The organism is Kitasatospora sp. NPDC049285 (assembly GCF_040678815.1).
Lineage (GTDB): Bacteria > Actinomycetota > Actinomycetes > Streptomycetales > Streptomycetaceae > Kitasatospora.
Map to the genome: position 1 here is coordinate 71,426 of NZ_JBFAQR010000029.1, position 13,441 is coordinate 84,866.

General features: G+C 71.8%; 10 protein-coding genes and 2 pseudogenes. 3 read left to right on the plus strand and 9 right to left on the minus strand.

Going from position 1 to position 13,441, the window contains the following annotated elements; translation table 11 throughout:
- Window positions 1–47: 47 nt before the first annotated feature.
- The 5 genes from AB0K51_RS19980 to rhaI form a co-directional block, all read right to left on the minus strand.
- Window positions 48–374, minus strand: a complete 327-nt coding sequence (locus tag AB0K51_RS19980; RefSeq protein WP_363456981.1) for an L-rhamnose mutarotase — start codon at window positions 372–374, stop codon at window positions 48–50.
- Window positions 371–3,556 carry a discoidin domain-containing protein gene (locus tag AB0K51_RS19985; RefSeq protein ID WP_363456983.1) on the minus strand — a complete coding sequence of 1,062 codons (3,186 nt, stop codon included), beginning with the start codon at window positions 3,554–3,556 and terminating at the stop codon, window positions 371–373. Before AB0K51_RS19985 ends, AB0K51_RS19980 begins: the two co-directional genes overlap by 4 nt.
- Window positions 3,557–3,973: 417 nt before the next feature.
- A complete protein-coding gene (locus tag AB0K51_RS19990) occupies window positions 3,974–5,455 on the minus strand; it encodes a rhamnulokinase family protein (protein WP_363456986.1) in 1,482 nt (493 codons plus the stop codon).
- Window positions 5,456–5,537: 82 nt separating this feature from the next.
- Entirely contained in the window at window positions 5,538–7,577 is a 2,040-nt protein-coding gene (locus tag AB0K51_RS19995) for a bifunctional aldolase/short-chain dehydrogenase (protein WP_363456989.1), read from the minus strand.
- A gap of 72 nt (window positions 7,578–7,649) precedes the next feature.
- Window positions 7,650–8,816 (minus strand): L-rhamnose isomerase, encoded by a 1,167-nt coding sequence (rhaI, locus tag AB0K51_RS20000; protein WP_363456992.1) that lies wholly within the window; start codon window positions 8,814–8,816, stop codon window positions 7,650–7,652.
- 242 nt (window positions 8,817–9,058) lie between these two features.
- Between rhaI and AB0K51_RS20005 the strand changes: the two genes are divergently transcribed.
- Both AB0K51_RS20005 and AB0K51_RS20010 read left to right on the plus strand, forming a co-directional pair.
- The gene (locus AB0K51_RS20005; RefSeq protein WP_363457013.1) at window positions 9,059–10,084 is read left to right on the plus strand and encodes a LacI family DNA-binding transcriptional regulator; all 1,026 of its coding nucleotides are present in this window, start codon (window positions 9,059–9,061) and stop codon (window positions 10,082–10,084) included.
- A 113-nt stretch (window positions 10,085–10,197) separates the two neighbouring features.
- Complete coding sequence (locus AB0K51_RS20010; protein WP_363456995.1) at window positions 10,198–10,695, plus strand: ricin-type beta-trefoil lectin domain protein; 498 nt, start codon at window positions 10,198–10,200, stop codon at window positions 10,693–10,695.
- 56 nt (window positions 10,696–10,751) lie between these two features.
- Here the strand turns inward: AB0K51_RS20010 and AB0K51_RS20015 are convergent.
- Window positions 10,752–10,919 (minus strand): annotated as a pseudogene (locus AB0K51_RS20015) (transposase family protein); the annotation flags it as partial.
- 17 nt (window positions 10,920–10,936) lie between these two features.
- Between AB0K51_RS20015 and AB0K51_RS20020 the strand changes: the two are divergent.
- The gene (locus tag AB0K51_RS20020; RefSeq protein WP_363456998.1) at window positions 10,937–11,746 is read left to right on the plus strand and encodes a DUF6882 domain-containing protein; all 810 of its coding nucleotides are present in this window, start codon (window positions 10,937–10,939) and stop codon (window positions 11,744–11,746) included.
- Window positions 11,747–11,762: 16 nt separating this feature from the next.
- On the opposite strand, the gene AB0K51_RS20025 is transcribed toward AB0K51_RS20020, so the two are convergent.
- The 3 genes and pseudogenes from AB0K51_RS20025 to AB0K51_RS20035 form a co-directional block, all read right to left on the minus strand.
- Window positions 11,763–12,293 carry a hypothetical protein gene (locus AB0K51_RS20025; protein ID WP_363457000.1) on the minus strand — a complete coding sequence of 177 codons (531 nt, stop codon included), beginning with the start codon at window positions 12,291–12,293 and terminating at the stop codon, window positions 11,763–11,765.
- Between the two features lie 187 nt (window positions 12,294–12,480).
- On the minus strand, window positions 12,481–13,149 hold the full coding sequence (locus AB0K51_RS20030) for a phosphatase PAP2 family protein (RefSeq protein WP_363457002.1): 669 nt from the start codon (window positions 13,147–13,149) through the stop codon (window positions 12,481–12,483).
- 34 nt (window positions 13,150–13,183) lie between these two features.
- Window positions 13,184–13,441 (minus strand): annotated as a pseudogene (locus AB0K51_RS20035) (hypothetical protein); the annotation flags it as partial.

A 13,441-nucleotide genomic window follows, 5' to 3' on the forward strand; every position in this document is an offset into this window, starting at 1 on the left:
GGGGGCCGGACTGAAGGATCATCAGAAGTGCTTCCCGGAGCGGAGGTTCAGTCCAGGTGGAAGACCTCCGTCAGCGGAGCCATCGCCTGGTCCGCCGCCGCGCCGTCGAGGTCCTCGAAGTAGCGGGCCATCTCGGCCTGCCAACGGGCGTTGACCTCGGTGGCGGCCATCGCCGCGCGGGCGCGGTCGAAGTCCTCGGTCTCCAGGTACCCGACCAGCAGGCCGTCGGGGCGCAGGAACAGCGAGTAGTTCGTCCAGCCGGTGGCGCGCAGGGCGTCCAGCATCTCGGGCCACACCCGGGCGTGGCGTTCGCGGTACTCGTCGGCGAGTTCGGGCCTCACCCGGAGCAGGAAGCAGATCCGGCGCTTCGTCATGAGACACCGATCCCCGCCAGCTGCATGTAGTACACGCCGAACTGGTCCGCGGTGAGCGTGGTGCCGGTGACCTTCACGTACCGCGCGGTGGTCGCCGCGAACGCGAAGGTCAGGCCGCCGGCCCCGGGGCGCGGGTACGAGCTCCTCGACACCACGGTGGTCCAGTTGGTGCCGTCCGGCGACGTCTGGATCGTGAAGGCCGACGGGAAGCCCAGCCCCGTGTTGGGCGCGTCGTCGCGCGGGTACAGCGTGACCTGGCTGATCCGCGACGGGCCGCCCAGGTTGACCTGGGCCCACTGGGTGGTGTTCGGCGAGCCGGACCCGGCGCTGCTCCAGCCCGAGGAGTTCCACAGGTCGGTGTGGTGCGCCCCGTTGGTGAGGTTGGCGGTCAGCCAGCCCTCGTTGGGGTACTCGACCGAGCTGGAGGTGGCCGCGGTGCGGCCCGGCGCCAGGTCCCCGCCGACGGCCTCGATCTCGGCGAACTGCATGTGGTAGTTGCCGAACTGGTCGGTGCTCAGGTTCGTCCCGGTCACCTTCACGTAGCGCGCGTTGACCGCGGCGAACGGGAAGGTCTGCGGGGTGGCGCCCGGCCGCGGGTACCCGGTCTGGGTGCTGACGGTGGTCCAGTTGGCGCCGTCGGTCGAGGTCTGCACGGTGAAGTCGACCGGGAAGCCCTGTCCGGCGTTGGCGCCGTCACTGCGCGGGAAGAGGTCGATCCGGCTCAGCGACCGGGTCGAGCCCAGATCCAGCCGCACCCACTCGGTGTGGTTGGACCCGATGCTGCCGGAGCTGCTCCACCCCGCCGCGTTCGCCACCGTCGTCCGCTGCCCGTCGACCGCGGAGCGGATGCCCCAGCCGTCGGCCTCGTAGGAGCTGGAGGCCGTGACGGCGGAGCTCTCGGCCGGATCCACCGAGGTCGGCACGACCCGCGCGTTCCAGAAGTTGGCGCTGGCGCCGCCGGTGACCAGGCCGACGGCGCCGGCCGTGAACGCCTGGTCCGTGACCGTCAGCACGGGCGCCTGGCCGGTCCCGGAGTACACCGTCAGGGTGCCGCCGCGGGCGACCACGCGCAGGTGGGTGCGCTGCCCCGACACGTACCCGGGCACCGAGGCCGAGCCGATCGCCGTGCCGCTGCGGTAGACGAACACCTGCCCGTTGTCCCGCTGGGCGACCAGGTAGCCGGAGTCCAGGTCGGTGCCGTTGGCCGAACGGACCATCAGCCCGGCCCAGTTGGTGCTGCCGCCGGACGGGCTCACCGCGGTGATCTGCAGGTCCACGGCGGCCGACACGTCGCTGTAGCCCCGCCCGCGGAGGTAGGAGACGTCCCCCCAGTTCGCCGACGCGTCGGACTGCGCGTACGTGCCGCCGCCGGTCGACCAGCTGCCGTGGGTGTGGGTCCAGAAGTGGTCGCCGCCGCTGAAGTCGTCCGTGAACGGCAGCGTCAGGTCGCCCGCGGCCGCCGCCAGTTCGTCGAGCAGCTGCTTGTGCCGCCCCTCGACGTTCCAGCCGGAGGTGTCGTAGACGCTCGGGTTGGTGACCAGCGTCTCTGCCAGTGTGCGCGCCGCCTGTGGTTTGACCGCGGCCAGCTGCTGCAGCAGTTCGAAGTCCTGCAGGCCGGCGGTCTGGGCCTCGCTGCGCAGGCTGTCGTAGATCCCGTAGCCCGCCTTGTTCGGGTAGACCAGCCAGTGGTCGCCGGTCTGCGGCGTGTTGAAGGTGTCGGCGCCCGGGTACGGCGGGTTGAAGTCGTCGTGCCAGTAGTTCCAGCCCCAGTGCAGGTAGCCGTCGCCGCCGATCTTCCAGGTCAGCCACGGGAGCAGCCGGGTCCCGCTCAGGTAGTTGCTGGTGAAGCGGTTCATGTAGGTGCCCTGCGGCAGGATGCAGGTGTAGAGCCACAGGTCCTTCCCGCCGATCCGGTAGTTCTGGTACAGCGCCACGTTCGCGTCGTAGTTGGACGAGAGCGGCGTCTGCGTCGACAGGTGCGCGGCGTCCCCGGTGAACGTGGTCAGCTGCGCCTCGTTGGTCCGCGGGTTCGGGAAGTACTGCTCGTAGAGGGAGTAGAACCAGTTGGCGGCCGTGGCCTGGGGTGCGCTGGTGGGCTCGTCCAGGGCGCTCATGTAGAAGTTGTTCGTCCAGCCCTTGGCGTCCAGGTGCGCCTTGAGCGCCGGGAAGAACTGGTTCAGCCAGCCGTTGGTGTCCGGACAGCCGTTGGCCGGGCCGGAGTTGGGCTGGCAGAGCACGTGCTTGACCGGGCCGCTCACGCCGTTGGCGGCGACCAGGGTGTCGAGCTGCGGCGCGGAGTCGGGGGGCTCCAGCAGGGTCGGGGTGTAGAGGTACTGCATGGCCCCGGCGTTGACGAACAGGTTCACGAACCGGTCGAAGGTGGACCAGTCGAAGGTGAAGTGGCCGCCGGCGTCGACGGTGGTGTTCGGGATCAGCAGGGCCACGGCGTCGGCGTAGATGACGTTGTTGCGGTGCCGCGCCATGTTCGCCGCGATGTTGGTCTCGACGGTCCACCAGTTGGCGTCGTACATCTGCACGTTGTACTCGGCCGGGATCGCCGCCTCGGTGCCCGAGTAGTCCCAGCCCGCCGAGGTGAACCAGTTGTTCATCTTGAACGTGGACTGCGAGGTCGGCGGGATCGTCACGCCGTAGACCGTCACCGACACCGGCACCGTGACGGCGCCCAGGCTGCTGTTCACCGTGGCGCTGCCGGTGTAGACCCCGGGCGCCTGACCGGCCGGGACGTACACCTGGTAGTAGGCGGCGTAGGTGGTGTTCGCCGCGACCGAGCGCGGGGAGTTGTCCATCAGCGCGTCGTAGTACGCGATCCCGCCGTCCGGCGGGTTCTGCACGTTGCCGGCCTTCTGGATGTTCGGATGGTTGTACTCGTAGCGCGTGGTGATGTTCGCCGCGGGGATGGACGCGCCGCCGGGGCCGCTGAGCGCGCCGGCCGTGACCGACACCCCGCTCTGCGCGGACCCGGAGCGCACCAGGATCTGCGCGGCCTCGTAGCCGCCCCGCGCCGCGTACAGCTCGATCGCGGTCGGCGCCCAGCCGGGCGGAGTGGTCGAGGTGAAGGGCCGGTCGGTGGCGTCCAGGATCCAGACGGTCGGACCGCCGGCGGCACCGGCCCGGGGCGCGGTCAGCGTGGCCAGCGGGGCGACGGACAGGGCCAGACTCACCAGGAGACGCAAGGATCTGCGGCGGCGCGTGCGCATGGAAACCCTCCGAACTCTGAGAAATGGCTTCGAGAGCCGAACAGGACTTGTTTCCAAACCTGTTCGAGCCGCCCGCAATTGGTTTGCGGCGCGGCTTTCGGTCGACGCGTGGCCTCGCTGCTCCGGAGTCCTGTAGACGGGCGTGCAGGCAGCTCACAGCGATGACAGCGAGGTCAGGGATGACACGAGAGGGTCAGCTGCTGGTCGCGCGGCCGCATCGGAAATATGCGATCCCGGCCACCTGACGGCCGGCACGTTACCCTTCGGTGAATGGAGTATTTCCAGGGACTGCGGCCCGCAACCGTTCCAATTTCACCGATACTTGACCGATCGTCACGAAGCGGGCGACGGAGGTGACGCGTCGTCCATGCCGTGCACCGGTCAGCTGAGCCCCACGCGGGCGGCGGCGGCGTCCCAAGCGCGGCTGTCGCCGCCGGGCTCGTAGCGCCGCACCTGCTGGGTGCGGGTCACCAGGCGGCGCATCGCGTGCCGGTCCTCGACCAGGCCGCGGGCGCGGGCCTGCACGAGGACGTTGCCGATCGCGGTGGCCTCGGTGGGGCCGGCGACGACGGGCAGGCCGGTGGCGTCCGCGGTGAGCCGGCACAGCAGGGAGTTGCGGCTGCCGCCGCCGACCAGGTGCACGGTGCGGATGGTCCGTCCGGTCAACCGGGCGGCCTGGCGCAGGACGTGACGGTGCGCCAGGGCGAGGCTCTCCAGGATGCACCGGACGACGGCGCCCTGGTCCGCGGGCGGGCGCTGGCCGGTGCGGACGCAGTGCTCGGCGATCCGGGCCGGCAGGTCGCCGGGGGCGAGGAACGCGGGGTCGTCGGGGTCGACCAGCGCGGCGAACGGGCGGGCGGCGGCGGCCCGTTCGAGCAGCTCGGGCAGCTGGTGGCGCTCGCCGCGGGCGCGCCAGGTGCGCTGGCTCTCGCTCAGCAGCCACAGGCCCATCACGTTGCGCAGGTAGCGGATGGTGCCGTCGATGCCGAGTTCGTTGGTGAAGTTGGCGGCGCGCGAGGCCTCGGTGAGGACCGGCGCGTCGAGTTCGAGGCCGGCCAGCGACCAGGTGCCGCACGAGATGTACGCGAAGTCGGCGCCGGCGGCGGGGACGGCGGCGACGGCGGACGCGGTGTCGTGCGAGGCGACCGCGACGACGGGGGTGTCCGGGCGCAGGCCGGTGGCGGCGGCGACGTGCGGCAGCACGGTGCCCGCGTGGTCGCCGGGGCGGCGCAGCGCGGGCAGCAGCGAACGGTCGAGGCCGAGGGCGGCGAGCACGAGCGTGGACCAGTGGCCGGTGCGGGCGTCGTAGAGGCCGGTGGTGGAGGCGTTGGTCGCCTCGGCGCCGATGCTGCCGGTGAGCCAGTGGGTGATCAGGTCGGGCACGAGCAGCAGGGTGCGGGCACGCTCCAGGCGCTTCTCGGCGGCGAGTTGGAAGACCGTGTTGAACGGCAGGTGCTGGAGGCCGGTGATCCGGTAGAGGTCGTGGGCGGGGAGGCGGCGCCAGACGTCCTCGACGGCGGCGGCGCCGCGCGGGTCGCGGTAGTGGAAGGGGTTGCCGAGCAGCGCGCCGTCGGCGTCCAGCAGCCCGTAGTCGACGGCCCAGCCGTCGATGCCGACGGAGGCGACGCCTCCGCGCGCGGCGGCCTCGCGCAGGCCGTCGAGGACGCCCTGGTACAGGCCCAGCGCGTTCCAGTGCAGCCCGTCGGGGAGTTGGGCGGGGACGTTGTCGAAGCGGTGGGTCTCGGTGAGCTCGAGGCGGTCGGGGCCGACCAGGCCGACGACCACCCGTCCGCTGGTGGCGCCGAGGTCCGCCGCGGCGAAGGCGGTCGGGGTGCGGGGGGTGTGCGAGGTATGGGGGTTCACGGCGGTGTCCTCGGTGGGGGCGGGGGCTGCCGGTGGGGTGCGGGGGCTGCTGGCGGGGCCTGGCTGCCGGAGGGGTGCGGGTTCAGCGCAGGAAGGCCCCGGCGACGCCGGCGTCGACGGGGATGTGGAGGCCGGTGGTGTGGGTGAGGTCGCCGCCGGTGAGGGCGAAGACGGCGGCGGCGACGTGCTCGGGCAGGACCTCGCGCTTGAGCAGGGTGCGCTGGGCGTAGAACTCGCCGAGCTTCGCCTCCTCGATGCCGTACGTGGCGGCGCGCTGGGCACCCCAACCGCCGGCGAAGATGCCCGAGCCGCGCACCACGCCGTCCGGGTTCACCCCGTTGACGCGAATCTCGTGCTCGCCCAACTCGACCGCGAGCAGCCGGACTTGATGGGCCTGGTCGGCCTTGGCCGCGGAGTAGGCGAGGTTGTTCGGCCCGGCCAGGACGGCGTTCTTGGAGGCGATGTAGACGAGGTCGCCGCCCAGCCCCTGCCGGATCATGGTGCGGGCGGCCTCGCGGGAGACCAGGAAGGAACCGCGGGCCATGATGGCGTGCTGCCGGTCCCAGTCCGCGGCGGTGGTCTCCAGCAGCGGCTTGGAGATGGAGATGCCCGCGTTGTTCACCACCAGGTCGACGCCGCCGAAGGCGAGGGCCGCGGCGGCGAAGGCCGCCGCGATCTGCGGTTCGGAGGTGACGTCGACGGTCACCGCCACGGCCCGGTCCGGGCCGCCGAGTTCGTCGGCGACGGCCTGCGCGGTGGCGGAGTTGACGTCGGCGACGACGACGCAGGCCCCCTCGGCGGCCAGCCGGTGCGCGATGGCCCGGCCGATGCCGGAGCCGGCGCCGGTGACCAGGGCGACCCGGGCGGCCAGCGGCCTGGGCGCGGGCATCCGCCGCAGCTTCGCCTCCTCCAACGCCCAGTACTCGATCCGGAACTTCTCGCGCTCCTCGATCGGGGCATAGGTCGAGACGGCCTCGGCGCCGCGCATCACGTTGATCGCATTGAGGTAGAACTCGCCGGCGACCCGGGCGGTCTGCTTGTCCCGCCCGAAGGAGAACATGCCCACGCCCGGGACCAGCACGATCGCCGGGTCGGCCCCGCGCATCGCGGGGGAGTCGGCGGTGGCGTGCCGGTGGTAGTAGGCGGCGTACCCGGTGCGGTAGTCGGCGTGCAGCTCCCGCAGGCGGGCTTCGACCTGCTCCAGCGGCGCGTCGGCGGGCAGGTCGAGGACCAGCGGGGCGACCTTGGTGCGCAGGAAGTGGTCGGGGCAGGAGGTGCCGAGGGCGGCCAGGCGCGGGTGCTCGGCGCGGGCGAGGAAGTCCAACACCGGTGCGGCGTCGGTGAAATGGCCGACCTGCGGGTGGTCGGTCGAGGCCAGGCCGCGGATCAGCGGGGCGAGCGCGGCGGCCCGCTCCCGGCGCTCCGCCTCCGGAAGCGCGCCGTAGCCCGCCAGCTCAGGGCCGAACGGCTCGGCCTTGCCGCGCGCGGCGAGGAAGGCCTCGGCGGTGCGGATGACGTACAGCGCGTTGGCCTCGCACTCCTCGCTGCTCGCGCCCCAGGCGGTGATGCCGTGGCCGCCCAGGACGCAGCCGACCGCCCGCGGGTTGGCGCGCTTGATCTCGGCGATGTCCAGGCCGAGTTGGAAGCCGGGGCGACGCCAGGGCACCCACACCACGCGGTCGCCGAAGCACTCGGCGGTGAGCTTCTCGCCGTCGGCGGCGGTGGCCAGCGCGATGCCGGAGTCGGGGTGCAGGTGGTCCACGTGCGCGGCGTCGACCAGGCCGTGCATCGCGGTGTCGATGGACGGCGCGGCGCCGCCCGCGCCGTGCAGGCAGTAGTCGAACGCGGCGACCATCTCGTCCTCGCGCTCCACGCCCGGGTAGCTCCCCGCGAGAGCGCGCAGCCGGTCCAGCCGCAGCACGGCCAGGCCCGGCCCGGTGAGGGTGCCGAGGTCGCCGCCGGAGCCCTTCACCCACATCAGCTCGACGTCCTGCCCGGTGACCGGGTCGGTCGCGGTCCCCTTGGCGGAGGTGTTGCCGCCGGCGTAGTTGGTGTTGCGCGGATCCGATCCGAGCCGGTGGGAACGGGCGAGGAGGGCGGCGACGGCGGGGTGCTGGGCCATGGCGGGAGCAGCTTCCTTTGTCTGGTGGCGGTGGCGCTCTGGGGGATTCCAGCGGTGTGCGAGGGGCGGCGGTCAGGCGCCCCAGCCGGCCTGCTCCCCGCCGACGCGCTCGGCGACGACCTTCTCCGCCCAGCCCGTGGCCCGGTACGCCGCGAGCGGGTTCGGGTCGAGCCCGGCCTCCGCGCGGACCTCGGCCAGCAGCGGACGGACGTCGGTGGCGTAGGCGTCCATCAGCACCTCGTTGGCGGCGAGCACGTCGCCCGCCCGCTGAGCCTCCGTCAGGGCGGCGGTGTCGACCAGCAGGGCCTTGGCGGTGGCCTCCTGAACGTTCATCACCGAGCGGATGATCGCCGGGATCTTCGCCTCGATGTTGTGGCACTGGTCGAGCATGAACGCGACGCCGGTCTCCGCGGCCAGGCCGCCGTTGGCGACCACCTCGCGCAGGATGCGGAACAGCTGGAACGGATCGGCGGCGCCGACCATCAGGTCGTCGTCCGCGTAGAAGCGGGAGTTGAAGTCGAAGCCGCCGAGCTTCCCCTCGCGGAGCAGGAACGCGACGATGAACTCGATGTTGGTGCCGGGCGCGTGGTGGCCGGTGTCGACGACCACCGTGGCCCTGGGCCCGAGCCGCAGGCAGTGCGCGTACGCGGTGCCCCAGTCCGGGACGTCCATGGTGTAGAAGGCGGGCTCGAAGAGCTTGTACTCCAGCAGGATCCGCTGGTCGTCGCCGAGCCGCCGGTAGACCTCCGCCAGGGCGTCGGCGAGGCGCTGCTGGCGCGCCGAGATGTCGTCCTGGCCCGGGTAGTTGGTGCCGTCGGAGAACCACAGCTTGAGGTCGCGCGAGCCGGTGGCGTCCATGATGTCGACGCACTCCAGCAGGTGGTCGACGGCCTTGCGGCGCACCCGCGGATCCGGGTTGGTGACCGAGCCGAGCTTGTAGTCGTCGTCCTGGAAGACGTTCGAGTTGATCGCACCGATCTCCAGCCCGAGCGCGCGGGCGTGGTCGGACAGGGCGCCGTAGTCGTCCACCCGGTCCCACGGGATGTGCAGCGACACCTTCGGGGCGACGCCGGTCGCCGCGTGCACCTGGGCGGCGTCCGCGAGCTTCTCGAACGGGTCGCGCGGCACGCCGGGCTGGGCGAAGACCTTGAAGCGGGTGCCCGAGTTCCCGTAGCCCCACGACGGGGTCTCGATGCGCTGCGCCCGCAGGGCGTCCTTCACGGCGGATCGATCGGTCACCGGAGCACCTCCCACGATGTGAATCGTTTCAACCCGACGGTAGGTGCGCCGGTCGGAAGGCGTCAAGGTGTCGGTGCAAGGGCGTGGCGGGCTGGCGTAGCCTGAGCCGTGAGCGACCACAGAGGTCGGTGAAACTTTTCAACCCGGACTTCAACCTGGTGGACTTCAACCCGGGCTTCAACCCGGACTTCGACCGGGACTTCAACCGGGACTTCAATCGGGACGGGGTGACGGCTTCGGACATGGGCGGCGCGGCGGGAATCAAGGACGTGGCGCGGGCGGCCGGCGTGTCGGTGGGCACCGTCTCCAACGTGATCAACCGGCCGGAGCTGGTCGGCGAGGAGACCCGGGCCAGGGTCCGGGCCGCGATCGACCTGCTCGGCTACGTGCGCAGCGAGTCGGCGCGGCAGCTGCGCTCCGGCAGCAGCCGGATCATCGGCCTGCTGGTGCTCGACCTGGGCAACCCGTTCTTCGTCTCGGTGGCGCGCGGCGCGGAGAGCGCGGCGCGGGCGGAGGGCCTGCGCGTCATGGTCTGCAACAGCGCGCAGCGGCTCGCCGACGAGGCCGACTACCTCGCGCTGTTCGCGGAGCAACGGGTGCGCGGCGTGCTGCTCACGCCCGCCGACACGGCGGGCTCGGGGGCGGCGGCGCTGCGCCGCGGCGGCGTGCCCTTCGTGCTGGTGGACCGGCTGGCGCAGGGCGTGGAGGCGTGCTCGGTCTCGGTGGACGACGTCCGGGGCGGCTCGCTCGCCGTCGCCCACTTGCTGACGGGCGGTCACCGGCGGATCGCGTTCGCGGGCGGCCACCACCCGCTGCAACAGGTCGCCGACCGGCGCAGCGGCGCGCGGGCCGCGCTGGCCGGGAGCGGCGCCGAGCTGGCGGACCTGGAGGTGGACGGGCTGGACGTGGCGGCGGGCCGCGACGCGGGCGCCCGGCTGCTCGGGATGCAGCCCCGGCCGACCGCGGTGTTCTGCGCGAACGACCTGCTGGCCCTCGGGATGCTGCAGGCGGCGTTCGCCGCGGGCCTGCGGGTGCCGGAGGACCTCGCGATCGTCGGCTACGACGACATCGAGTTCGCCGCGGCCGCCGCCGTCCCCCTGACCTCGGTCCGCCAGCCCGCCGAGGCGATGGGCCGCACCGCCGTCGAGATGCTCGCACAGGAGACCGGCCCGAACGCCGCGGCCCACCGCCACCGCCAGGTGGTCTTCGAACCCGAGCTGGTGGTACGACGCTCGACCCTGCGCGTGTCGGCAACGCCGGCGCAATGAGTTGCTTCTCGAATAATTCGGGTGGTATTCGCCGATTTTCCATCCATCGGGATATTCTTCACCGACATTGCTCTCTTGACAGGGCATTGTGGCGGTGTCACGCTGACTGCGCCTTGTTCGCTGTCATCAATCAGGGGGAAATCATGCGGAAGAAGGTGCTGGCTCGCGTTGCCGCGCTGCTCGCAGTGCCGGCGATAGTCATGGGTATTTCCGAACCGGCAAACGCATTCGGCGGGAACAGCCTGCAGCAGTTCGCATCGCAGAACTGCATGGACTCCGGGTCGCCGGGTCTGCACATGCAGGCCTGCAACAGCGGTTCGTACCAGGTGTGGAACGTCGAGACGTACGGGAACGGTGCCTGGCAGTTCTGGAGCGGTGCATATTCCAACCAGTGTCTCGACAGCCCCAAGGCGGGAAGTCTCCGACTGTTCCCGTGCAACAACGGAAGCTACCAGCAATGGATGCCGCAGGCCATCAACGGCGGCGCCCACGGCACCAGCTATCGGCAGCTCAAGAACGTCGCCACCGGCCAATGCCTCGACGGCAACGGAAAGTCCCTCTACGTGCAGGACTGCAACTCGGGCCTCTACCAGCTGTGGGGGCGATACTAAAGCTTGTTGCAGAATCCGGTGAGCGGATAGGCCGAGGTGTGCTCTGACCTGATGTTTCATGCCGTTCGGGCGAGGTTGTGGATGTGGGCGACGGCCTGCACCGCGTGATGCAGGCTGTCGCCTTTCTGTCGGCAGTCGCGGAGGATCTTGTAGTTCTTCATGCGTGCGAACGTGCGCTCGACGTGGGCGCGGACCCGTGGGTGTTCGGCGTTGTCCTCCTCCTGGACCCGCAGCACCCGCGATGACCACAGCCTTCTCCGACGTCTTCCAGCACGCCGCCGAGTACCACGCGGCTTGGGGCGTACAGCAGTTGGAAATGATAGGCCAGGCCTTCCCGGGTGGGCCGTGTACGGCGGATCCGGACCGGTGCCGTTACGAGTCCGGCCGGCGAAGCCTTCGGGTGGGGCTGCTGGGCAGCTACGACCTTGCCGAGCAGACCTGGATGTGGGGGGCTGGGCCAATCCGGGGGCTGCGCGGCAGTGAAGTGGCCGCCGCGGGCGCGCGAATCCCCGAGTTCGGCCGCCGTCACGGCATCGTGGAACTGCAGGAGGAGGGCGTGGCACTGGCCGGCTTCGCAGATCCACGCCGGGCCGCAGAGTCTTTGGCTTTCCTCGGCATGGCGGCGCTCGGCGCGCCGGGCTACATCGGCCAGGAGGCCGGTCCGGAGACCCGGGTCTACTTCGTGCCGCAGGATCCGCAACTCCAGCCCGCGCGGCTCGACCCGGTCGCCATGCCGCGCCGTCTGCTCACGGGCGCAGGGCCTTTCGCCCGCTCACCGTGGCTGGTGGTCAACGGCTGGTTCGCCCTGCACGGCGTCCCGGTCCAGGAGGCCACCGACCAGATCACCGCGGCTCTGCCCGGGGGCGCCGCCGTGATCTCCTTCGACGCCGCCGGCCGCATCTCGGGCATCAACGCCGGACCGGTTTCCGCCTGGTACCCCACCGTAGATCTTGATCTTCACGGCTGGGCAGCGGCTTGCTGCGGCAATGACACTGCCGTGCGCCGGCTTGGTGCGAGCGTCGCCAATGCGACCGGCGGGTGGCGGATCTGATTGCCGGTCAAGGGGATCAGGTCGTTCGGGGTGGGTCGGTCGCACCCGGTCCGGCGGGGTTCCAGGGCGGTGGGACCCTCGGAGGTCTCCGGTCGCGGTTGCTTGGACGCCACCGGAGCCAGTAGTCGAGCCCCTCGACCCGGTAGCGGGCCCCGGCGTCGAACCGCACCTCGGCCAGCAGTCGCTTCGCGCCGTCCGGGGCCTGACGGTGCGGCGCCAGCAGCCGGGCCAGCTCGTCGTAGCGGTCATCGATCCCGCCGCGGCCCGGGTGGGTCTCCGGCCCCACAGTCCCCGCCTCACGGTGCTCGTGCCACGTGGCGAAGATCGCCCACTGCTCGCGCTCCAGCTCCACCGCAGTGTCGCTCGCGGGCCAGACGCTGTACTCGTCGGCCTCGTCGGCGTCATCCCAGTCGTAGCCCTGGAAGTAGTGAGGCTTGCCGTCGACATCGGCGAGGCCGGCGCGCGGCCCGCCGTACCACTCCAGTTCGGAGTGCACGCGCTCGAAGCCGTCCGCGATCAGTTGCGCTTCGTCCCAGGTCCCAGCCACACGGGGCAGGTTACCGACGAGCGGCATCGGCATCCATGATCACGATCTTCGGCTGGAGTACCAGCCCGTTGTCCCGGTTCTGTTCTCGCCGTTTCGCAGCCGTCCCGCAGCCGTATCGCGCCAAGCCGAAGGCCCCCTTCGCGCCAAGCCGATGGCCCTGTCGCAGCCGGGACGGTGGCCCCGGCGTTCACACGGGAGTCGGTCGCTGGGAGCGCGGGGTGGCGCGGGCGCCGAGGAGGGCGCCGGTGAGGGTGAGCCAGGCGGTGGCGAGGAGCCAGCCGGCGAGGACGTCCAGGGGCCAGTGGACACCGAGGTAGATCCGGCTGAGGCCGACCGCGGCGGTGAAGGCGGCGGCGAGGGCGGCGGTGGTGCGGGGCGGGACGCGGTAGGCGCGGGTCGCGGCGAAGGCGAGCAGGCCCGCGGCGAGGGCCGAGGTGAAGGCGTGGCCGGACGGGAACGCGAAGCCGGAGGCGGAGGTCGCCCAGTCGGAGACGGGTGGGCGGGGCCGGCCGAAGGAGTGCATCAGCGCCAGCCGGGCCAGCTGGCCGGTGGCCAGGCACACCGCCGGGCCCAGCAGGGCCGCCGCGGCGGTCCACACGGAGGTGTGCCGGCGGGCGGCGGCCAGGGCGACGCCCGCGGTCAGCGCGAGGAGGTACGGGAAGACCCCGGTGCCGAGCGCGGTGACGATCTTCGCCACGGTCTCGGCCGCCGCCGGGCGGTGCGCCACGCACCAGTCGACGGCGGCCTGCTCGAACCCGAACGGCGCCCAGCCGTGCGCCGCGACCGCGACGGCGAGCAGCCCGAACGCCGCGGGGGACGCGGCGAGGACGGCTGCCCACGGTTGACGGATCGTCATGCCGCGCATGGTAGGGCGCTCGCTCATCGCGGCGTCAGCCGGCCTTGGCGTGACGGCGGGAGCGCAGGACCTCCAGGACGAGGGGCAGCAGCGAGACCACGACGACGACCGCGACGATGGGCAGCAGGTAGTGGTCGACGTTGGGGATCGAGGACCCGAGCGCGTACCCGGCCATGACCAGGCCGACCGTCCAGATGAGTTCGACACCGCCGAGCGTGACGGTGGCGGCGGTGTCCAGGCCCTCGAAGACCAGGTCGGTGCGCTCGTACCCGCCCGCGTGGGCCGGCAGGTC